The sequence below is a fragment of the Acinetobacter sp. WCHAc010034 genome, from assembly GCF_001696615.3.
GTDB lineage: Bacteria > Pseudomonadota > Gammaproteobacteria > Pseudomonadales > Moraxellaceae > Acinetobacter.
The window spans coordinates 3239049-3258135 of sequence record NZ_CP032279.1 but is presented as its reverse complement, the minus strand read 5'-3'; the positions used below and the strand labels follow the sequence as shown (position 1 = coordinate 3258135).

At 48.3% G+C, this 19087-nt stretch carries 24 protein-coding genes; 16 read left to right on the top strand and 8 right to left on the bottom strand.

Annotated features, from left to right (window positions below; translation table 11 throughout):
- Positions 1-9: 9 nt before the first annotated feature.
- Positions 10-333, bottom strand: a complete 324-nt coding sequence (locus BEN74_RS17245; RefSeq protein WP_068907643.1) for a hypothetical protein — start codon at positions 331-333, stop codon at positions 10-12.
- 25 nt (positions 334-358) lie between these two features.
- Positions 359-964 carry a LysE/ArgO family amino acid transporter gene (locus BEN74_RS17240; protein ID WP_068907641.1) on the bottom strand — a complete coding sequence of 202 codons (606 nt, stop codon included), beginning with the start codon at positions 962-964 and terminating at the stop codon, positions 359-361.
- Positions 965-1081: 117 nt separating this feature from the next.
- On the opposite strand from BEN74_RS17240, the gene BEN74_RS17235 reads away from it, so the two are divergent.
- On the top strand, positions 1082-1972 hold the full coding sequence (locus tag BEN74_RS17235; RefSeq protein WP_068907639.1) for a LysR family transcriptional regulator ArgP: 891 nt from the start codon (positions 1082-1084) through the stop codon (positions 1970-1972).
- Positions 1973-2004: 32 nt separating this feature from the next.
- Here BEN74_RS17235 and BEN74_RS17230 read toward each other — a convergent pair whose 3' ends face one another.
- On the bottom strand, positions 2005-2568 hold the full coding sequence (locus BEN74_RS17230; protein ID WP_068907637.1) for a YceI family protein: 564 nt from the start codon (positions 2566-2568) through the stop codon (positions 2005-2007).
- Positions 2569-2625: 57 nt separating this feature from the next.
- Positions 2626-3195, bottom strand: coding sequence for a nicotinate-nicotinamide nucleotide adenylyltransferase (locus BEN74_RS17225; protein WP_068907635.1), 570 nt, complete (start codon positions 3193-3195; stop codon positions 2626-2628).
- Positions 3196-3300: 105 nt separating this feature from the next.
- Between BEN74_RS17225 and BEN74_RS17220 the strand changes: the two genes are divergently transcribed.
- Both BEN74_RS17220 and BEN74_RS17215 read left to right on the top strand, forming a co-directional pair.
- Positions 3301-4101, top strand: a complete 801-nt coding sequence (locus BEN74_RS17220) for an enoyl-CoA hydratase (RefSeq protein ID WP_068907633.1) — start codon at positions 3301-3303, stop codon at positions 4099-4101.
- Between the two features lie 108 nt (positions 4102-4209).
- Entirely contained in the window at positions 4210-4971 is a 762-nt protein-coding gene (locus BEN74_RS17215; protein ID WP_068907631.1) for a nitroreductase family protein, read from the top strand.
- Positions 4972-5199: 228 nt separating this feature from the next.
- Here BEN74_RS17215 and BEN74_RS17210 read toward each other — a convergent pair whose 3' ends face one another.
- On the bottom strand, positions 5200-5514 hold the full coding sequence (locus tag BEN74_RS17210) for an NGG1p interacting factor NIF3 (RefSeq protein WP_068907629.1): 315 nt from the start codon (positions 5512-5514) through the stop codon (positions 5200-5202).
- Positions 5515-6191: 677 nt separating this feature from the next.
- Between BEN74_RS17210 and BEN74_RS17205 the strand changes: the two genes are divergently transcribed.
- From BEN74_RS17205 to BEN74_RS17185, 5 genes are read left to right on the top strand one after another with little or no spacing between them, the layout of a single operon-like run.
- The gene (locus BEN74_RS17205) at positions 6192-7076 is read left to right on the top strand and encodes a DUF6662 family protein (RefSeq protein ID WP_068907626.1); all 885 of its coding nucleotides are present in this window, start codon (positions 6192-6194) and stop codon (positions 7074-7076) included.
- Between the two features lie 13 nt (positions 7077-7089).
- Positions 7090-7614 carry an FMN-binding protein gene (locus tag BEN74_RS17200; RefSeq protein WP_068907624.1) on the top strand — a complete coding sequence of 175 codons (525 nt, stop codon included), beginning with the start codon at positions 7090-7092 and terminating at the stop codon, positions 7612-7614.
- The gene (locus BEN74_RS17195; RefSeq protein ID WP_086374321.1) at positions 7596-8438 is read left to right on the top strand and encodes an FAD:protein FMN transferase; all 843 of its coding nucleotides are present in this window, start codon (positions 7596-7598) and stop codon (positions 8436-8438) included. The genes BEN74_RS17200 and BEN74_RS17195 overlap by 19 nt, the downstream gene beginning before the upstream one ends.
- Before the next feature lie 14 nt (positions 8439-8452).
- Positions 8453-8905: a hypothetical protein gene (locus BEN74_RS17190; protein ID WP_068907620.1), complete on the top strand. Its 453-nt coding sequence runs from the start codon at positions 8453-8455 to the stop codon at positions 8903-8905.
- Between the two features lie 28 nt (positions 8906-8933).
- Entirely contained in the window at positions 8934-9533 is a 600-nt protein-coding gene (locus BEN74_RS17185; protein WP_068907617.1) for a hypothetical protein, read from the top strand.
- 184 nt (positions 9534-9717) lie between these two features.
- Here BEN74_RS17185 and BEN74_RS17180 read toward each other — a convergent pair whose 3' ends face one another.
- From BEN74_RS17180 to surE, 3 genes are all read right to left on the bottom strand, one after another.
- On the bottom strand, positions 9718-10647 hold the full coding sequence (locus BEN74_RS17180) for a LysR family transcriptional regulator (protein WP_068907615.1): 930 nt from the start codon (positions 10645-10647) through the stop codon (positions 9718-9720).
- Positions 10648-10742: 95 nt separating this feature from the next.
- Complete coding sequence (locus BEN74_RS17175) at positions 10743-11543, bottom strand: peptidoglycan DD-metalloendopeptidase family protein (protein WP_068907613.1); 801 nt, start codon at positions 11541-11543, stop codon at positions 10743-10745.
- 110 nt (positions 11544-11653) lie between these two features.
- Positions 11654-12430 (bottom strand): 5'/3'-nucleotidase SurE, encoded by a 777-nt coding sequence (surE, locus tag BEN74_RS17170; RefSeq protein ID WP_068907611.1) that lies wholly within the window; start codon positions 12428-12430, stop codon positions 11654-11656.
- Between the two features lie 121 nt (positions 12431-12551).
- Here surE and BEN74_RS17165 point away from each other — a divergent pair, with 121 nt between their 5' ends.
- The 8 genes from BEN74_RS17165 (at position 12552) to BEN74_RS17125 (ending at position 19000) form a co-directional block, all read left to right on the top strand.
- Positions 12552-12926 carry an MCR_0457 family protein gene (locus BEN74_RS17165; RefSeq protein WP_068907689.1) on the top strand — a complete coding sequence of 125 codons (375 nt, stop codon included), beginning with the start codon at positions 12552-12554 and terminating at the stop codon, positions 12924-12926.
- A gap of 191 nt (positions 12927-13117) precedes the next feature.
- Positions 13118-13498 (top strand): MCR_0457 family protein, encoded by a 381-nt coding sequence (locus BEN74_RS17160; RefSeq protein ID WP_068907609.1) that lies wholly within the window; start codon positions 13118-13120, stop codon positions 13496-13498.
- A gap of 115 nt (positions 13499-13613) precedes the next feature.
- Positions 13614-14762: a D-alanyl-D-alanine carboxypeptidase PBP5/6 gene (gene dacC, locus BEN74_RS17155; protein ID WP_068907606.1), complete on the top strand. Its 1149-nt coding sequence runs from the start codon at positions 13614-13616 to the stop codon at positions 14760-14762.
- A 109-nt stretch (positions 14763-14871) separates the two neighbouring features.
- Complete coding sequence (locus BEN74_RS17150) at positions 14872-15417, top strand: gamma carbonic anhydrase family protein (RefSeq protein ID WP_068907604.1); 546 nt, start codon at positions 14872-14874, stop codon at positions 15415-15417.
- Positions 15418-15509: 92 nt separating this feature from the next.
- Complete coding sequence (locus BEN74_RS17145) at positions 15510-15848, top strand: carboxymuconolactone decarboxylase family protein (RefSeq protein ID WP_068907602.1); 339 nt, start codon at positions 15510-15512, stop codon at positions 15846-15848.
- Positions 15849-16169: 321 nt separating this feature from the next.
- On the top strand, positions 16170-16613 hold the full coding sequence (locus tag BEN74_RS17140; protein WP_068907687.1) for a MarR family winged helix-turn-helix transcriptional regulator: 444 nt from the start codon (positions 16170-16172) through the stop codon (positions 16611-16613).
- 566 nt (positions 16614-17179) lie between these two features.
- Entirely contained in the window at positions 17180-17923 is a 744-nt protein-coding gene (locus BEN74_RS17130; RefSeq protein ID WP_068907598.1) for an SDR family oxidoreductase, read from the top strand.
- Positions 17924-18010: 87 nt separating this feature from the next.
- On the top strand, positions 18011-19000 hold the full coding sequence (locus BEN74_RS17125; RefSeq protein ID WP_068907596.1) for an NADP-dependent oxidoreductase: 990 nt from the start codon (positions 18011-18013) through the stop codon (positions 18998-19000).
- Positions 19001-19087: the final 87 nt, after the last annotated feature.

Here is a 19087-nt window from a genome sequence, read left to right as displayed (position 1 = left end):
TAAATGATTTTATCTAATCGTATAATCATGCGGATTTTTCCAGGAAATCACTTTAAATTTTTTACTGATTTTCCCCAGCTCAACATAATATCTGACCAGCTCTGCAGGACTCCAATCCCTTCCACTTGAAAATAGCGCGCCCAGTTCAATTAAAATATCTATAACTAACAGCCGATGATCTTCATCACGGATTGCTAAATTAAAAGTTGAACTTTCATTGATTCCAAATCCTATTGATATCAATTGAGCCGCAAGAAATAAATTTTCAGTTTTAACTGCCGCCCTATCTCCGGCAAGTTCTGCAACAATCACAAATTCCTGCTCCGGGTTCATCAGCCCAATCCTAACACTTTAAAATTTAAGCGCTCACAGCAAGTGAAAGCGCAATTCCCCACATAACTAAAGCAATCGCCCCATCCAGAATATTCCATGCTTTAGGCTTTTCAAACACAGGAATCAAAACCCGCGCGCCATAGCCCAAGCTGAAGAAAAACAGCCATGACGCCGTAATGGCGCCTAAGGCAAAATACAGCCGGGTCTGTTCAAACTGGGTGGAGATGGCCCCCAGCAATATGACGGTATCCAAATACACATGCGGATTCAGCCAAGTCAGCGCCAGGCATAGCAGAATGATTTGAGCGAAGCGGCTCTCCTCAGTCTGGCTGGCTTGCAGAGCCTGCTGAGATTTGAGCGCTTGCACCGCATGCTGAAAACCGTACCAGAGCAAAAACACCGCCCCGCCCCATTTTGCAAACTGAATGATTTCAGGATAGCGCTGCAGCACCGCCGAAAAACCGGCTACGCCAAAGGCAATTAAAATGGAGTCGGAAAGCGCGCAGGCAAAGCATACCCAAAAAACCGACTGCTTTTTCAGGCCCTGCTTCAGCACAAAGGCATTTTGCGCGCCAATGGCGACAATCAGGCTCAGGCTAACCGCAAAGCCCTGCAAATAAGTATTCAGCATAAGCGCACAACATATGAAATATCTTCAGCGCATTATCGGTTTATTTGCCTTAAATTGAGTATTATTTAGAAAATATCAGCCTGGCTAAATTATTTTTAGCTGGATAATGGACGGAAAATGCTTAACCATAAACAGTGCGATGCCTTTTTTGCCGTGGCGGAAACCGGCAGTTTTGATCTGGCTGCGGCGCGCCTCTGCATCACCGCATCCGCAGTGACCCTGCGCATACAAAGCCTGGAAAAAACCTTAGGGCAGCTGCTGATTGTGCGCGAACGCCCCTGCCGCGTCACCCAAGCCGGCCAATCGCTGCTGCACTATCTGCAGCATGCGCGCCTGCTGGAACAGTCGCTGATTCAGGACTTAACCGGCAAAGCCTCCGCCTCTGATTTTTACCGGCTGCAAATTGCCAGCAATGATGACTCGCTTGCGACATGGCTGCTGCCGGTGCTGCGCCAGACCCTGCTGGAAGAAAAAATTGCGCTGCATTTGCAGGTCGATGACCAGAGCCAGACTCATCACCTGCTCGAAGCCGGCTTGGTGAATGCCTGCATTTCAACAGAAGTGAACGCCATGAACGGCTGCCTTGCCCAGCCTTTAGGCGCCATGACCTACCGCATGGTAGCTACGCCTGAATTCAGCCGGCAGTGGTTTACCAAGGGCATTGGCAGAGAGGCCTTAAGGCAGGCGCCTGCTGTGATTTACAACAGCAAAGACCGCCTGCATACCGATGTCATTTTAAAAATATTCGGCCTGAGCGCCGAAAGCTATCCGCACCATTACATTCCTTCTTCTACCGCCTTTACCGAAGCGGTTTTCTTAGGGCTGGGCTTTGGCATGGTGCCGGATTACCAAATTGCGGGCCGGCTTGAAACGGGCCAGCTGATTGAAGTTATGCCGGAAGCGCGCTGCAATATTCAGCTGTACTGGCACCACTGGAAGCAGCAGTCTGCGCAGCTGCAGAAGCTGACCGCCGCCCTGCTGCAGCATGCGCATAAACATATGAATTGAGCTGCGCCATTTTCAGCATGGCAGCGCGTGAATCATTTCGCCAGCCATTGGCCTGAGAGCTGAATATTCACTTTTTCACCAACGCCGCCCAGCGCCCTTTTCATGCCGAAATCACTGCGGTTAATCACCGTGGATGACTGCACATCCAGCAGTTTAGGGTTGGACGGATTCGGCTTTAAATACATATCAAAAGTAACTTCTTTGGTGACGCCGCGCAGGGTCAAGTCGCCTTTCACGCTGTAGCGGCCATTGCCCAGCGGATGAAATTCCGTGCTTTTAAAGGTCGCGGTTTTATATTGCGCCGCATTGAAAAAGTCTTCCCCTAAAATCATATTCTTTAAGGCCGGCTTGCTGAATGTCAGGCTGTTGGCGGCCAGAATCAGTTCAGCCGATGCATTTTTGGGCGCGCCGGCATCAAAAAACATGCGGGACTGCTGCTGATTGAAAGTGCCCTTCACCACCGACAGCCCAACCGCTTTAATATCAAAACTGACATGGCTGGCTGCCGTCAGCGTCCAGCCCTGCGCCGGCGCCTGCAGGCTTAAAGCCGCAAGGCCGGCCAGAAGGCACTGTGTTATGCGTATTTTAATCCCCATGCCTTGCCCCTTAGTCGAAGCAGATTGCTGTCCGAATAACAACAGCTTAACTAAAGATCAGGGCAGATTGCTTTTGTCTTGGGTCAGGAATTTGTCTTGCAATTGTTGATATATAGAGGTGTTTTGAAAACTCTGTAAAAAATTGATAGTGCCTGCCGGAAAGGCATCAGCCTGAATATCGCCGCGGTAATAGGCTTCGCGCACGGGTGTGGCCGACATCGAACCCTGCATGCTGTCCAGCTCCACCATTTCCCACTCAGGGAAGAACTTTAAGTAATAGGATGAATCATCCTTAAAATGGCCAATCAGGCCAATGCGCTGATGCGGCTGCGTAATGCCGGCCACCAAAGACTTCACCAGTTTCTGCCATTTTTCATCATTATAGACATCAATCACTTCCACAAACTTGATGCGCTGCTGATCGGCCGCGGAAAAATTCGATAAAATCATCTTCTCGCGTTCGCTGGCGGTGAACGGATTTTTAATATTGCGCTCATTCTGCGCGGAGCCTAAAGCTAAAATGACATAATGGCTTTGCTGCAGCGCAATTTGAATGGTTTGCATATGCGCCAGATGAAAAGGCTGAAAGCGGCCAATAAAAACCAAATAATCAAATGCATATTTCATAGCGGATCATCGTTTTTTTATGAACTCACCAGTTGCGCCGGCACGGAAAAAATGCGACATAATGGGCCCATAAAAATTGAATTAAGTTAAAGCAAGGATAGTACGATGACACTTAGTTGTATTCAACAGCCTCATCAACATTTGAATGCGAATTTAGACAATGGCGTGCTGACCTTAGCCATTAACCGCCCGGAAGCCAAAAATGCCTTATATGGCGAACTGTATTTGAAAATTGCAGAAGCTCTGGATCAAGCCGATCAGGATAAAGCCGTCCGCGTGGTGATTCTGCGCGGCGAAAATGCAGACTTCAGCGCCGGCAATGACATGCAGGACTTCATGAAGTTCATTCAAGCCCCGCTTGCAGGCAAAGCCGGCGATGCGCCGCCGTTTGTGGTGCTGAAATCCGCAGCCAGATTTTCCAAGCCGTTAATCTGCGCAGTGCGCGGCGTGGCGATTGGCATTGGCGTAACGATTCTGCTGCATGCGGACTTGGTTTACAGCGACAATACCGCTCTGTTCCAGATTCCATTTGTCAGCCTGGGCCTGTCGCCGGAAGGCGCTTCCAGCAAGCTGCTGATTCAGCAGGCGGGCTATCATAAAGCGGCGGAACTGCTGTTCACGGCGCAGAAATTTGACAGCGAAAAAGCGCTCAGCGCCGGCATTGTCAACAGCATTGAAGAAGCCCCTTATGCAAAAGCCCTGAAGCAGGCGCAGATTTTAGCCGCCTTGCCGCTGGCGTCACTGCGCCAGACCAAAGCGCTGATGAAGCACAATCTGCAGGAAATTGTGGACTGCATTGATGATGAAGCGGTAATTTTCATGAAGCGCGTGTCTTCTCCGGAAATGGCTGAAGCGGTCGCGGCCTTTATGCAGAAGCGCAAGCCGGACTTTACCCAGTTCAATTAATTTCAGCATTGGCTGGATAATGAAAACCGCCTGGTTCACGCAGCCAGGTGGTTTTTTTATTTTCCGCCCCCACATGAATTTTAACTCAACCGCTAAGATGCCAACTTCATGACAAGCCAAAACAAAACTGAAAAGAAACGCTATTTTGAGCCTGCGCCGCAGGATATTGATGTAGAAAATTTCCGCAAAGTCATTGAAAGCCGACGCTCTGTGCGCAAGTTCAGCACCAAGCCTATTCCAAATGATGTGCTGGACGCCTGTCTGGATTTGGCGCTGCTGGCGCCGAACTCCTCGAATTTACAGCCTTGGAGCTTTTATGTGGTGCAAAGCCCAGCCAAGAAAAAGCAGCTGGTGAAAGCCTGCCTGAATCAGTTGGCAGCTAAAACAGCGCAGGAATTGATTGTTTGCGTTGCGCGCACCGACCGCTTGGACGAAATGGCAAAAATGAACATCAGCGAGTTTCCGTTTCCGGAAGCACCGGCTGCCGTGCAAAAGTATTACCGCATTATTCCGTATAATTATAAAACCGGTTACTTTAATTCACTGGGTAACTTTAAGAAAGTCGCTTTCAAGCTTGCCCGCTCATTGGACAAGCAGCTGCCCGTTACCGCATTCAATCCGGCAGATGCCAAGCTTTGGGCGACAAAAACCACTGCGCTGGCCTGCGAAAACTTAGTGCTGGCTTTGCGCGCTTACGGTTTTGACAGCTGCATGATGGAAGGCTTTGATGAGCCGCTGGTGCGCAAAATTTTGAATCTGAATGATCAGCAGTATCCGGTCATGGTGATTGGCGCAGGTGAGCGCGCAGAAGACGGCGTGTTCTTCCCGCAGTACCGTTTTGACCGTGAGCTGTTCATTCAGAAGGTTTAATCTTGATTCTCTCAATGGAATCTTTTCATTAAAGTTTAAATTTCAGGAAAATGAGAAGTGAAGCTTCGTAAGAAAACCACCTTGCGGAGCGCTGCTTCTCATCGCAAAAATCGTTCTATTCCGCCTTCTATCACCTTAGCCGCAGATACTTTATCTGATCAATTAAGTCCTGCCTCAGACAGTTGCGAATGACGTTAACGCGTATCCAATATATTTTTAAATTCAGCATTAAAGAACATCAATAATTTGAATAAACTCAAAAGCTGGCTCTTCATAAGGATGGCTTGCCTTTAATGCTTTTGCGACGGCAGATGCTTTATCTTCAAGCACAATGGTTTCAACGCGCCATTCAGGCACCTGCTCCAATGTATCCAGCGCGCCAATAAACGGATTTGCGCCTTTCAGCGGCTTAAACTGCCCTGTGCCTAAGACCTGCCAGGCGCAGTGTTCATAATTGCCTATGCCGCCAGCGCCTGCTTCAAAGACTGCAAGCTTGCTGGATTCGAGGTGAGATTCAGGAACGTAGTAGATGAGTTTAAGCATTTTCTGTTCTATGCTGCAAATAAATTGATTCTACTGAAAGCGGCGGAGAATTGCCGTGAATTCATGGCGCATGCGCATGAATTAATTCCAGTGGCAAAACCTGAGCCTGCGCCCGCGATGCGCCAGCCAGAATCGCCCAGCATTGTTCCACTCTCTTAAATTATTAACTTTTACTACACCAAAGAATCTTAATTGATCAGCAAAACTGATCATTCCGCAGGCTGATTATTTACAGGAAACTTCCTTTTTACCGGCCTTGATCAGCCCTTTCTGGACAAAGATTTCAGACTGTTTCACCTAAAATCCCATCAATTAAAAAGAAGTAAAAGTCCAGCAAACCCTATTTGCAGCCAATGCATTAAAGCATGAAGCTTAAATGAAACTTAAAACAGAATGGCAAATTACAATTGTATATTAATAATTCATAAATATTACCAATTCATAAAATAAAGATATTAATCAATATCTTGAAAACAAAAAACCAGAAACATTCAGCAGGTGAAGCAGGATTAAGATAAAAGGCATTTTGCTCAATTGACCGGCAATTTACATTTATTTACACTCTGCGAAAATCAGAAGTCAAATGATAGGCGAAATGCTAATGCTTCTTAATAGTAGTTGACGCTGCTCAATCTTCCGATGCCATAAACGCACTCACACCCGGGGTTTAACACTTAATGAAACGCATTCTGTCCGCTGTTTGTATTTTAAGTTTATCTGCACCAGCCTTTGCAGATGAAAATTTATTTGGCTATGTCCGCGGCGCAGAAACACTGCCCCAAGGCGGCCAGGAACTCTACCAATGGGTCACCAACCGCAGCGATAAAGGCGCGGGCCATTACTCGGCTTTTGACTATAAAACAGAGTATGAGCGCGGCATTACCGACAAATTCAATGCATCCGCAGCCGTCAAATTAATGTCCCTCGATACTTCAGGCATTGTGATTGACGGCTACCTGCCGGAAGATAAAAAAATCGGCCTTAAACTGTCCGGTTTTGAAGCAGGCGCTAAATACAACTTCCTCAGCCCGGCATCGAATAACATCGGCTTATCCAGCCAGTTTGAACTCAGCTACGGGCTTGTAGACCCGCATTCCGGGCAAGACAAGCAGACAATTTCTTTTGAGAATATGCTCATCGCCCAGAAATATTTTATGGATGCAAGCCTGATTTGGGTCGGCAATTTAGGCTTTGAAGGAACCTATGCCAAGCGCAAGAATATTGACAACCTGCCGGCAGACTTTGACTGGCCAACCAAGCCGGAAATGGAATTAGAAATTAAATTAGGAACAGGCCTGAGCTACCGTTTTGCGCCAAACTGGTATACCAGCCTCGAAACCCAATACGAAACTGAATTTGAAACCGAAGTTGGACAGGAGCGCTGGACGCTGTTCCTTGGCCCATCTATCCACTACGGCTCTAAAGACTACTGGCTGACAGCAACCTGGTTCCCTCAGCTTGCAGGCGGCCGTGAAAAATTCGATGCGCAGGATGATAAAGACCTGCATCTGATTGAAAAAACGAAAAATGAATTCCGCCTAAAATTCGGCTATAACTTCTAATCAGGATGAACCAATGAAATGGATGCCTTATGCCAGCGCCTTGTTGTGCGCTGCGCCCATCGTATGCCAAGCGGCCAGCTATCTTACGGTTGATCAAGCCAAAACGCTGATGTTTCCGCAGATGGCGTTAAAAAAAGTAGAGCTCCGCTTAACGCCGGATCAAATCAAAAGCTTAAAGAAGTCTTCCGGAATCTTTTATCCGCTGAAAACCGATCAGGTTTACCGAAGCAGTGACGGCGGCTGGCTGGTAATTGACAAGGTTTTAGGCAAGCATGAAATGATTACCTATGCCGTCGCTTTAACCGCAAAAGGCGCGGTCAAGCAGGTTGAGATTCTGGAATACAATGAATCGTACGGCGCCCAAGTGCGCGATGCTGCCTGGCGCCAGCAGTTCAGCGGCAAGACGCTCAACTCGCCGGTTGCCTTGAATCAGGATATTAAAAATATCAGCGGCGCCACGCTTTCCTCCAAGCACATCACGGATGGCGTCAAAAGGATTCTGCAGCTGCACGATTTGGTATTGAAGTCATTAAAATAGTCAGGGCCCGCCCATTATTAGGCACAGTCGTTGAGATAAAGCTGAACAGCGTTTTATCTCAGCGCCAAGCGCACCAGGCCATTGATGCGGCTTTTGGCTGCATCGAGGCCATTCAGAATTTAATGAGTTTTCATGATCATTCGAGTGAACTCAGCCTGCTCAACCGCGAAGCGCATCTCAGGCCGGTGAAAGTTCACCCTTGGACCTATGCTGTTTTAAACCGGGCGCAGCGCGTTCATTACGCTTCGCAGGGCCTGTTTGACTGCACTGTCGCGGACGCTTTAATGCACTGGCAATTGCTTCCCAAGCATGATTTTCACCCTGAGCATTTGAATGTGTCGCAAGCCCAGCTGGAATTGCTGCCGGATGGCCGCGTTTATTACCGCAATCCGATTGCCATTGATTTAGGCGGCATCGCCAAAGGTTTTGCTGTTGATGCCGCTGTGCAGTGCTTAAGGCAGCACGGCATCGGTTCAGCAGTCATCAATGCCGGCGGAGATCTGCGCGTCTTAGGCGCCGCGCCGGAACAGATCCTGCTGAGGGATCCGAAAAATCCGCAGCAGCTGCAAAGCATGGGAGAACTGTCTCAAGGCGCGCTTGCCACCTCATCCATTTATTATTCCCAGCAGCAGCATCAAGCCAAGCGCGTCAGCGCCTTGGTTGACCCAGCCACCCGCCAGCCGATATTAAGGCCCCACAGTTTCAGCGTTATCGCCCCTTCCGCATGGGCTGCAGATGCTTTAACCAAAGTAGTTGCGGTCAGCGCCAATCCGAATCATCCCTGTTTAAAGCAGTTCTCTGCCGCGGCTTTTATTCTGCAATAAAGGATATCCATATCGTGAATTTTTCCATCCGCCTCTCTAAACCGCACCGCTGGGGGCTTTATGCAGTCTGGTCTATTGTGGGCATCACAGGCGCTTCTTTTGCCTATGCGCAGGACTGGCAAATGCAGGAACCAACCGAATGGACCGTCAACACATTGAAGCTGCACGGCCTCTCGGCTGCGGTGATGCTGCTTCTTGTCGGATCACTGCTGTCTGTGCATGTCCGGCTTTCGCTGCACCGGAAGCGCAATGTCGCAAGCGGCTTAATGATGCTTTCCTGCATGCTGGTGCTGATATTTTCAGGAACAGGATTATATTACAGCCCGGAGGACTGGCATGAAAATATGAAATGGCTGCACATCTGGATTGGCCTGCTCTGCTTGCTGCTGCTCCCCGCGCATATTTTTATTGGCTATTTTCTGAGGAAAAGAACGCCTAAAAAGAAAAGCAAACACCGCGATTTATAATATTCCACTTCTACCGGCTGCAGCCATCATGCTTATTCTCATTGATATTGTTGATATTCTTAAAATCCAGCCCAAGACTATAATCAAAGTTTTCCACTTGGCCGGTTTAGCGCTGGGGCTGGGCGGCGCAGTTTTGCTGGACATGCTGGCCATCAGGTTTTTAATCAAGCAGAAAATCAGCGCAGAGTTCTACGAAATATTCAAGCACAGCAGTCAAGTGGTTTTCTGGGGCCTATGCTTATTATGGCTGTCTGGAATCGCCTATCTTATCTATTATTATCTTGCAGACTATCACAGCCTTTTCAATCAGAAAGTATGGGCGAAATTATTTATTGTTGTCATCCTCAGTGTGAATGGCTGGTGGATTCACCGCCGGATTCTGCCCCTCATGCAAGGCAGCATTAATGGCTATCTGTTTAAAGCACTGAGCGTAAATCAGCGCCGGGTTTTATTATGCAGCTCAGTTATTTCTATTTTATCCTGGGGAATCCCCCTGCTATTGGGCGCCTGCAAAGAATTGAATTTCTGCATCAGCGCGTTCACCATTTTATTTATATATTTCAGCCTGCTTATTGTAGGCTTAATTACCGCTTGCGCCCTGCCTAAATATGTTCACGGCTTTAAATGAAATACGGCGCGCTTGCAGATAAAACTGGCCTATGTGCTGAATATTCAGCAGGCGTATTTATGCGCTCAAGGGCCGGCGCAAAAAGAAGCTCGCCCCGCCGGATAAAAGCAGCCGGATGAATTGAAAAAAGAACAAGCCAGTAAATTACTTAACTGGCCTGTTCTTTTGCAACCTAAGCCTGAAATCAAGACGCTTCCTGATAGATCCGGCCGCCGGGCAGCTGGCTGAAATACTGCTTTAAAGCATCCAGGCAGCGGTGAATTTTTGTCGGCTGCTGCTCGCGCTTTGACATAACCGCATACAGCGTAAATGCCGGCAATTTCCATTCCGGCAGAACCTCAACCAGCGAACCGCTGACTAAATCCTTTTGAATATCCAAATATAAAATCCGCGCAATGCCGTGGCCCTGCAGGCACATGGATTTTGCAACTAAAATATTATTAGTCGAAAATCTTGAATCCATTTCTATATGAATATTTTCACCGCTCACCCCATGCTGAAACGCCAGATGATGATGGTTTTTCATAATATTCATAGCCAAAAGATCATGCTTGACCAGATCTTCAGGACGCGAAATTAGCGGCGACTGATTAATAAAGCTTGGCGCCGCGACCAATACCTGCTCCACATGCGCCAGCGGTACGGCATGAAGCTGCTGATCGTCAATTTTAGGACTCATGCGCAAGGCGATGTCAATGCGCCCATCAATCAAGTCAATATACTGATTGTCCGCTTCCAAATGCACCGAAAGCCCGCGGTGCGCTGACATCCAGTGCGATAAAGCCGGAATGACATGATTCGCGCACAGCTCTGGCGTTGATGCAATGCGCAGCTCGCCGATTAAGTCATCGCGCAGTTCATTAATGCGGATTTTGCCGCGCTCGGCGGCGGAAAGCATCTCTTGACAGCTGTGGAAAAAAGCCTGTCCAGCTTCAGTTAAACTCAGCTTCCGCGTAGAACGGTGAAGCAGAACCACTTCCATATCCTGTTCCAGAGAACGAATTTGCTGGCTTACGGCGCTTGTTGTTATGCCCAACTCCCGCGCCGCGCCGCTGAATGAGTTTTTCTCCACAACACAAGCAAAGACACCCATTGCCCGAAGTTGATCTAACATAAATTCCCCTCTAAAACTTATGAGATGCCTTTATTCTCTGATAAAAGCAACTCATTGTATTATACGGTGAAATTAAAGATTTGTATTAGCAATATTTAATTATTCGGTAAAACAGACGCCGGATTGACTGGCTTGCCGTCTAAGCGCACCTGAAACTCAAGCATGGTGCGGGTTGTGCCGGATGAGCCCATCTCAGCAATCTTCTGCCCCGCCTTAACATTCTCCCCGCTTTTCACATTCATTTTACTGTTATGCGCATAGGCGGTAATGTAGCCGTTAATATGCTTCAGCAGAATCAGGTTGCCGTACTCTTTCAGGCCGTCAGCGGCATACACCACCTGCCCTTCAGCGGCCGCCAGAACCGGATCGCCCGCATTGCCGCCGTAGCGGATGCCTTTAACATTGGACGCCAGATTGAATGTGCTGATCACCGGGCCATTCGATGGCTTGACCCAGCGCAGCGATGAGCTTTGCGCGCTGACTGCAGGCGCAGTCCTTGCTGGAGCCACAGCAGCATTATTCTGCGGCAAGGCAACAGTCTGGCGCTGAATTGGCGTGTTCTGCGCCATGGCCTGCGTTGAAGCCGCGCGGCGCGAGCCTGAGTTTTTCAGGCGGATGGATTGCCCCACATAAATGCGGTAAGGCGATGCAATATCATTCATTTCAGCAATGCTGATGTAGCTTAAGCCGTAGCGTCCCGCAATGCCGCTCAGGGTGTCACCGGAGCGCACGGTATAAAAGTCCGGCGCTGCCGCATAGCGTGTCGCATTATTAATTTGCGGCTTGGATGCACAACCACTCAAAATAACGGTCGAAACAGCAGCCGCAGACAAAATAAGCGTCTTAAACAAAGCTGCCGGAGCTGCAATTAAGCGATAGTGTGACACCAGGGACATTATCTTCCTCTCTAACACAAATAGTAAAATGCTGTGAATACGCTAAGATTAGCAAAAAATACCCGCAAAAAAGCTGCACTCCCTGCATTTTCACAAAGTTATAACACTACTTAGGCCTTTTTAGAAAATTGCGCATGCAAGTTGTTCAAAATGCCGTAATTTGTTGCATCCATCTGAATCGGCGTGATGCTGACAAAGCCGTTCGCCACCGCAAAAAAGTCCGATTCGATTGCTGTTGCGCCTTTTTTCGGCTCTGCAACCGCCTCGCCGGACAGGCCAATCCAGTAAACCTGGCGGCCGCGCGGGTCAACATGGCTGGTGATCGGCTTAGACTGGCTGCGCCGGCCCTGATAGGTGATTTTTTCGCCCTGCAGCGCAGGCACATCTGGAATATTGATATTCAGAATATGCCTTGCAGGCAAAACCGGCAGGCCCTTGGCGATGAAGCCATGCACCCACTGCGCAGCCGCGGCGTAATGCTCAGGGCTTTCATAGGCGCGCACATTCGGCCCCGCCAGCGATACCGCAATGGCCGGCTGCTTCATTAAGCGCCCTTCAAAGGCTGCGCCGACCGTGCCCGAATACAGCACGTCATCGCCCAAATTGGCGCCGCTGTTGATGCCGCTGACCACTAGGTCAAATTCAAAATCAAACAAGCCGTTCATGGACAGATACACGCAGTCCGCCGGCGTGCCGTTGACGGCCCACATATCCGGGACAATTTGCACCGGGCGCAACGGCCGGTCTAAGGTTAAAGCGCTGGAAAAACCGCTGCGTTCGCTTTCCGGCGCGACCACAACCACACGGCCCAATGGGCGCAAAGCCTGCGCCAGCGCCTGAATGCCGGGAGCAAAAACGCCGTCATCATTGGCAATTAAAATATTCACGGAACCCCCATAGCGGATAAAACACAGGTCAAAGAATGACTGGCAAGAACATTTTATTGAAATATATCAGGAATTCTATATATTTAGAGCCCAATATCCATCATAAATGTGTGACTTCAAAATGATTAAAACTATATCATTCCGCAGCGTATTGGGTTTAGGTTTTGCGGCTTTTTTTTCTCAGGCAGTCATGGCCAATGAGGGGCTGACTCAGGCGGAAGCCAACACCATCGTGAAGGAAGACATTGCTTCCGCGCAGGTGATGGCTGAATTATGCCCGGCGGCTGTGGGCAAAAGCGCTAAATTTGACGGCAACATCAATACATTAATCCAAGGCTATCTGGCGGATTATTCAGACAAGTCGATGACTTATGAAAAAATCCAGTCCGACAGCGAATACAAATCGCTGCTGAATGAAGCGCGCGAAGCCGCCAAGGAAGCTTCAAGCAGCGAGCAGAAAGAAGTCTGCGATGATGTCCTGAGCTATCAGGCATAATCCGCAAGCTGCATCAGGAAACAGGCCGGCGGCTGCATAAAAAGGATAATGTTTTCAGGCATGATCCTTTTTTTATGCATAATTCTTCAGTTTTTCAACAGCTTCAATACAAATCCGCACTGTTAATTCTGCAGAATCGCTTTAATCTAGCTTCATTGCTCATCTGTATTGAATTATTAAGGTTGTTTTGCATGAAAACTACTGCGCTTAAATCCCTGGCTGCCTTCTCCCTCGCCGCCTTTGCATTCGCCGCCGGTTCCGCCTACGCTGCGGATGAAAAAATAGAAGTGACGCCGACGCCGAAAGTCACCCATCAGGAATTGGCCGCCATCTATGTGCTGTCTGAAGTTTGCCCAAGCTTAGTCAGCGACCAGGCGAAGTTTCAGCAGGGCTACGCAAAGCTGGCCAAGGAATATTTGCCTAAAGAAAGCAGCCCGGTCAATGCGCTGCAGCAGCTCAGCAAACAGAAAAGCTTCAGCAAAATTTTAGGGGAAGCGCAGTCCGATGCAGCCAAAGCCGGCGCAGAGAAGAACAAAGCAATTTGCCAAGAACTCACCACATACGCAAATTAATTCCGCTTGGTTACAATACTCTTTAAATAAGCCATTTTCACCGGTGGAAGTCCGCCTGTCTTTGTCCTAGAATGCTAGGCTCTTTGTGCTTAAATCAAGTTATTGGAACCACAGAATGATCCGAAACACTGCCCTTGCCGCATTACTTCTTGCACCCGGCTTTACGTATGCGGCAAGTGTCTTATCTGCACCCCCAGAATTGAACAATAAATCTTATGTGCTGATGGACTATGAAACCGGGCAAATCCTTGCTTCGAAAAATGAAAATGAAAAATTAGCGCCCGCTTCAATGACAAAAATGATGACCAGCTACATCATTGAGCAAAAGCTGCTGAGCGGTGACCTGACAGAAAATGAAAAAGTGCGCATGAATGAGTCTGCCTGGTGCCGCGGCAGCAGTACAGAGTCTTGCATGTATGTGCCGCTGAACGGCACTGCAACCGTGCTTGAAATGCTGCGCGGCATTATTGTGCAGTCAGGCAACGACGCGTCTAAAGCTATGGCCGAGCATATTGCCGGCAATGAAGGCACTTTTGTGCACATGATGAATCAGGAAGCGAAACGCATCGGCATGAACAGCACGCAGTTCGCCAATGCGACCGGCATGCCTGCCGAAGGCCATTATTCAACAGCAAAGGATATGGCGACACTGGCGCAGCACATCATTCATGACAGCTCAAAGTACTATCCGATCTATTCTGAAAAAGAGTTCACGTTTAACGGCATTAAGCAAGGCAACCGCAACGCCCTTCTTTATACTGACCCGAGCGTAGACGGCTTGAAAACCGGCCATACCGATGAAGCCGGCTACTGCCTGACCACTTCCGCCAAGCGCGGGCCACTGCGCTTGATTTCTGTGATTTTTGGCGCGCCAAGCATGAATGAGCGCGCATCGCAGACCCGCGACATTTTGGCCTGGGGCTATGCAAACTTTGAAACGGTAAAAGTGCAGCAGGCTAATCAAGTGCTGGCAAAAGCCAAAGTCTGGTACGGCACAGAGAAAGACGTGCAGATTGGCCTGGCGGAAAATTTCAACGCCACCATGCCGAAGGGCGAAGCCAACGCGATCAAAACCCAGCTGGTGGTGCAGCCGAAACTGACTGCGCCTTTAAAGCAGGGCCAGGTTGTCGGCAAATATGTTGCGACCTTAAACGGCAAAGTGATTGCTGAAAAGCCGCTGATTGCTTTAAAACCGGTTGAAGAAGCCGGCTTCTTTGCCAAAATGCTGGACCATATCAAGCAGTTCTTCGCAAACTTATTCTAATGTCCTGAGTTTCTAGAATTTTCTAGAACTAAAGTCAAAGCATCCTTGTTCCGGCACGGGTGCTTTTTTATTTTATACTGAAGCTATTTTTATAACAGTGACCGCCGCCATGAAAAAGAATATCCGCCCTTATTTAGGCCATCATCCTAAAATTGATGCGACTTGCTATGTTGATGAAATGGCCGTGGTGATTGGCGATACCGCGCTGGCCGAAAACGTGTCCGTTTGGCCTTTTGCGGTCATCCGCGGCGATGTCAATTCAATTAAAATTGGCAAAAATTCCAATGTGCAGGATCATGCCATGCTGCATGTCAGCCATAAGAATGATGCCAAGCCGGACGGCTCCCCGCTGATTATCGGCGAAGATGTAACCATCGGCCATCACGTCACTTTGCATGGCTGCACCATTGGCAGCCGCGTTTTAGTCGGCATCAACAGCATTGTATTAGATGATGTGGTTATTGAAGATGATGTGATGATTGGCGCAGGGTCTTTAGTGCCGCCGCGCAAGCGCTTGGAAAGCGGCTATCTGTATGTCGGCAGCCCGGTGCAGAAAGTCCGCCCGCTGACGGATAAGGAAAAAGAATTTCTGCCGTATTCCGCCCGGCACTATGTAAAGGTTGCGGACAATCACTCAGGCTCAGCCAGCCAATGATTTAATTTCACGGCATAGCGAAATAGCGCTTTTATTATACTATTTAATATATTATTATTTTATATATTGTTTAATTAATAGAGGCGCCTGCGATGAGCTATCAAGATCTTACCCAGTCAATTTCTAAAAATTTAAAAACCCTGCATCAGGAATCGCCGGAATTAATGCAAGGCTTTGGCCTTTTAAGCCAAGCGGCTTTAAAAGACGGCGTATTGGATAAAAAAACCAAGGAGTTCATTGCCTTGGCGATAGGCGTAGCGAACCGCTGCGATGCCTGCATTGGCTTTCACACGCAGGCGCTGGTTAAATTGGATGCCAGCTTTGACGAATTGAAAGAAGTCCTCAGTGTCGCGATGATGATGGGAGGTGGCCCATCGCTGATGTATGCCTCTAATGCGATGGATGCCTTCAGCGAATTCAGCCAGAAATAATTTTTAGGGTAAAAGAATTCAGCTGGGTTCGGCAGAAGATGCCGGAACATGCAAAAGCCGATCTGAAACAGATCGGCTTTTTTCAGCTGCTGCAGCATGTGAAATATCTAAAATTGCGCAGCGGTGGCAATACGCCAGAGCGGTTCCGCATTTGGCTTCCGGCAAGCCGGCTTTAAACCGCTTGCCTGCGTCCTGCACTCATCACGCCAGACTCAGATGATAAAAATATTCGCGCAGTAAAACTTAAGCAATAATTCTTTGTATGTGTTGCTTGCCTTTAAAGCTATAATAAAATTTATTTTAGTTTCAGGTTTAATGGAAATGTCCTCAAATGAGAGCCCTTCTAAGCTAGACAATCAGCTGTTTTTTGCGTTTTATGCAACTAATCTCTCTTTAAATAAATACTATAGAAAGCTGCTGTCGCCTTATGGCCTCACCTACCCGCAATATCTGGTCATGCTGATTTTATGGGAAAATGACCATCTGACCGTTTCAGAAATCGGCAAAAAGATTTTCCTGGAATCTTCTACGCTTACCCCCTTATTGAAAAGATTAGAAAGCTTAAATTTGATAGAGCGCAAGCGCTCTTCCAGTGATGAAAGAATGGTTTTAATCTCAACAACTGAAAAAGCGAAAGATTTAGAAAAAGAAGTGGCTTCAATCCCTGAAAAGATACTGGCTTCTGTAAAGTGTGATCCAGAAAAAACCTGTGCATTAACAGAAGACCTTAGAGTCATTCGCGCCAATATAAGCAAAGAAGAATAAGGCTTGAAAGGCTGAAGAGGATTCCTGCGGAGCAGCTTAAGCTGTCATGCTGTTGATTAAAGCGTTGCCGCATTTCCTTAATATTAATATACAGCTGCAGCAGAAAACCTGTGATCTGCTCCGCTGAATTTAGCCCGCCGCTTTTTGGCATGCTTGCAAAATTAAAACAGCTCTGCGCCATGCATGCGCCAAACCGCCGCATAACCGCTCCATCCGCGTGCTTTAAGCGCTGCATTTCTGCCAGTACAGCGGCGCAGATATTGCGGTAAATCGCGCCCACTCTCCCTAAGCAGATTCTTGCTGATTCTTTTACCGTGAATAAAAAACCGGCTTTTACAATTCAAAACACTTATGCAAGCTTAAGTAAATAAGTTCTTATTTACATATATTTATGCGGTTTTCCAGCTGCTTCGCGCAAGCCAGCTGCCGTTTTAAAGCGGCTATTTTATAGAAAAAATCTTGACATACATCGTGCACGATATAATCATAGGATACTTAATAGCACAGTATGCTAATCATCTAAGGTTCGGCAAAGCCAGCCCCAATAGGTCAAAGCGAGTTTTCAAATGAATCAGGCATTGCAAGGAAAAAAAGTTCTAGTAACCGGCGGCAGCCGCGGCATTGGCGCAGCGATTGTCAAAAGGCTGGCTCAGGAAGGCGCAGATGTTGCGTTTACCTACCACAGCCGGGAAGAAGATGCTGAAAAAACGGCGAAGTCAGTGCAAGAGGCCGGCCGGAAAGCCGTAGCAATCCGCGCAGACAGCGCTGACCCTCAAGAGGTGATTGGCGCAGTTCAGCATACTGTGCAGGCGCTTGGGGGAATTGACATCTTAATTAACAATGCCGGAATAGGCACTTTCGCGCCGGTTGACAGCGTCAGCCTAAGTGAGCTTGACCGTATTTGGGCCATCAACGTCCGCGCTGTTTTTCTGGCGTCGCAAGAAGCAATTAAGCATATGCCGTCAGGAAGCCGCATTATCAACATCAGCAGCTGCAATGCTGACCGCATGCCTTTTGCCGGCGGCTCTATCTATGCAATGAGCAAATCAGCATTAACCGGTTTAGTGAAGGGCTTATCGCGCGATTTAGGGCCGCGCGGAATCACCATCAACAACATTCAGCCGGGCCCTGTTGCAACAGAAATGAATCCTGAAGACGGCGAATTTTCAGATCTGATGAAAAGCGCAACAGCAGTATCCCGCTACAGCATGCCTGAAGAAATCGCCGCTTTTGCCGCCTATTTAGCCGGGCCTGAAACAGGCTTTATCACAGGCGCCAGCCTTACTATTGACGGCGGTTTAAGCGCTTAAAACTCAAGCAATAAATTTATAGCGGAACTGCTGAATTTTAGGCACGGCATCCGCCCAGAACCAGCTCCAGCATCATCAGGAAAAAATATGAATTATCGAGCTTTTAAATTATCAAAATATCCGCAAGGCAAAATCACCATGGATATTTTTGATCAGGTTTCATTGCCAATGCCGGCCTTAAAGGAAGGCGAATTTCTCGTTAAGCAGACGCATATGTCCCTTGACCCGGCAATGCGCACTTGGCTGCAGGAGCGGGATGACAGCTACATGCCTCCAGTGCAGATCGGAGAAGTCATGCGCTCTTATGGCGTCGGTGAAGTCGTTGAATCTTTAAACCCGCGGTTTCCGGCCGGTTCCCGCGTGGTCGGTGTAACCGGCTGGAGCGAATACGTGCTCGGCAATGAAGAAATGACCATCATCGACCCCTCAGTATCTGCAGAAGCAGTCCTGTCCATCTTTTATATAACCGGTTTAACCGCTTATGCGGGCTTAATGAAAATCGGCATGCCTAAAAAAGGCGAAACCTTAGTCGTCACCGGCGCAGCGGGTTCAGTCGGCTCACTGGTGGGCCAGCTGGCGAAGGCTGAGGGTCTGCGTGTCGTGGGTATTGCCGGTTCCGATGAAAAATGCAAATGGCTGGTAGATGAGTTAGGCTTTGACGCAGCCATCAACTATAAGTCTGATAATCTGGAAGCGCAGCTCAGTGCGGCTGCGCCAAATGGTGTCGATATTTTCTATGAAAATACCGGCGGCCCGATTCAGGAAATTATTTTCAATCAATTAAACCGCTTTGGCCGCGTCATTGTATGCGGCGTGATCGCGGATTATGACAGTGCCATTCCCGCCAAAGGGCCAAGCTGGGTGGATATCAATTTAAAAAGCCTGCGTGTGCAAGGTTTTATTGCAACTGACTATCTGGAAATCTCAGATGAAGCGGTGTCTGTGCTGGGCAATTACCTGGCGCAAGGCAAAATTCAGTATAAAACACATACAGTAGAAGGCTTTGAAAACCTGCCTGAAGGCTTGATGATGCTATTCAAAGGCGAAAATACTGGAAAATTCGTTGTGAAATTCTGAGATAAAAACTTGATGGGCCTGTAAATTCTTTTACGCAGGCTCCATTTTTTATAAATGGCGCCGGCTCAAAGCTGGCCTGACAGCTGC

What these genes read in the sequence shown, in the direction of transcription:
- BEN74_RS17245 (WP_068907643.1), bottom strand. Translation starts at nt 333, where the DNA reads ATGAACCCGGAGCAGGAATTTGTGATTGTTGCAGAACTTGCCGGAGAT.
- BEN74_RS17240 (WP_068907641.1), bottom strand. Translation starts at nt 964, where the DNA reads ATGCTGAATACTTATTTGCAGGGCTTTGCGGTTAGCCTGAGCCTGATT.
- BEN74_RS17235 (WP_068907639.1), top strand. Translation starts at nt 1,082, where the DNA reads ATGCTTAACCATAAACAGTGCGATGCCTTTTTTGCCGTGGCGGAAACC.
- BEN74_RS17230 (WP_068907637.1), bottom strand. Translation starts at nt 2,568, where the DNA reads ATGGGGATTAAAATACGCATAACACAGTGCCTTCTGGCCGGCCTTGCG.
- BEN74_RS17225 (WP_068907635.1), bottom strand. Translation starts at nt 3,195, where the DNA reads ATGAAATATGCATTTGATTATTTGGTTTTTATTGGCCGCTTTCAGCCT.
- BEN74_RS17220 (WP_068907633.1), top strand. Translation starts at nt 3,301, where the DNA reads ATGACACTTAGTTGTATTCAACAGCCTCATCAACATTTGAATGCGAAT.
- BEN74_RS17215 (WP_068907631.1), top strand. Translation starts at nt 4,210, where the DNA reads ATGACAAGCCAAAACAAAACTGAAAAGAAACGCTATTTTGAGCCTGCG.
- BEN74_RS17210 (WP_068907629.1), bottom strand. Translation starts at nt 5,514, where the DNA reads ATGCTTAAACTCATCTACTACGTTCCTGAATCTCACCTCGAATCCAGC.
- BEN74_RS17205 (WP_068907626.1), top strand. Translation starts at nt 6,192, where the DNA reads ATGAAACGCATTCTGTCCGCTGTTTGTATTTTAAGTTTATCTGCACCA.
- BEN74_RS17200 (WP_068907624.1), top strand. Translation starts at nt 7,090, where the DNA reads ATGAAATGGATGCCTTATGCCAGCGCCTTGTTGTGCGCTGCGCCCATC.
- BEN74_RS17185 (WP_068907617.1), top strand. Translation starts at nt 8,934, where the DNA reads ATGCTTATTCTCATTGATATTGTTGATATTCTTAAAATCCAGCCCAAG.
- BEN74_RS17180 (WP_068907615.1), bottom strand. Translation starts at nt 10,647, where the DNA reads ATGTTAGATCAACTTCGGGCAATGGGTGTCTTTGCTTGTGTTGTGGAG.
- BEN74_RS17175 (WP_068907613.1), bottom strand. Translation starts at nt 11,543, where the DNA reads ATGTCCCTGGTGTCACACTATCGCTTAATTGCAGCTCCGGCAGCTTTG.
- BEN74_RS17165 (WP_068907689.1), top strand. Translation starts at nt 12,552, where the DNA reads ATGATTAAAACTATATCATTCCGCAGCGTATTGGGTTTAGGTTTTGCG.
- BEN74_RS17160 (WP_068907609.1), top strand. Translation starts at nt 13,118, where the DNA reads ATGAAAACTACTGCGCTTAAATCCCTGGCTGCCTTCTCCCTCGCCGCC.
- dacC (WP_068907606.1), top strand. Translation starts at nt 13,614, where the DNA reads ATGATCCGAAACACTGCCCTTGCCGCATTACTTCTTGCACCCGGCTTT.
- BEN74_RS17150 (WP_068907604.1), top strand. Translation starts at nt 14,872, where the DNA reads ATGAAAAAGAATATCCGCCCTTATTTAGGCCATCATCCTAAAATTGAT.
- BEN74_RS17145 (WP_068907602.1), top strand. Translation starts at nt 15,510, where the DNA reads ATGAGCTATCAAGATCTTACCCAGTCAATTTCTAAAAATTTAAAAACC.
- BEN74_RS17140 (WP_068907687.1), top strand. Translation starts at nt 16,170, where the DNA reads ATGTCCTCAAATGAGAGCCCTTCTAAGCTAGACAATCAGCTGTTTTTT.
- BEN74_RS17130 (WP_068907598.1), top strand. Translation starts at nt 17,180, where the DNA reads ATGAATCAGGCATTGCAAGGAAAAAAAGTTCTAGTAACCGGCGGCAGC.
- BEN74_RS17125 (WP_068907596.1), top strand. Translation starts at nt 18,011, where the DNA reads ATGAATTATCGAGCTTTTAAATTATCAAAATATCCGCAAGGCAAAATC.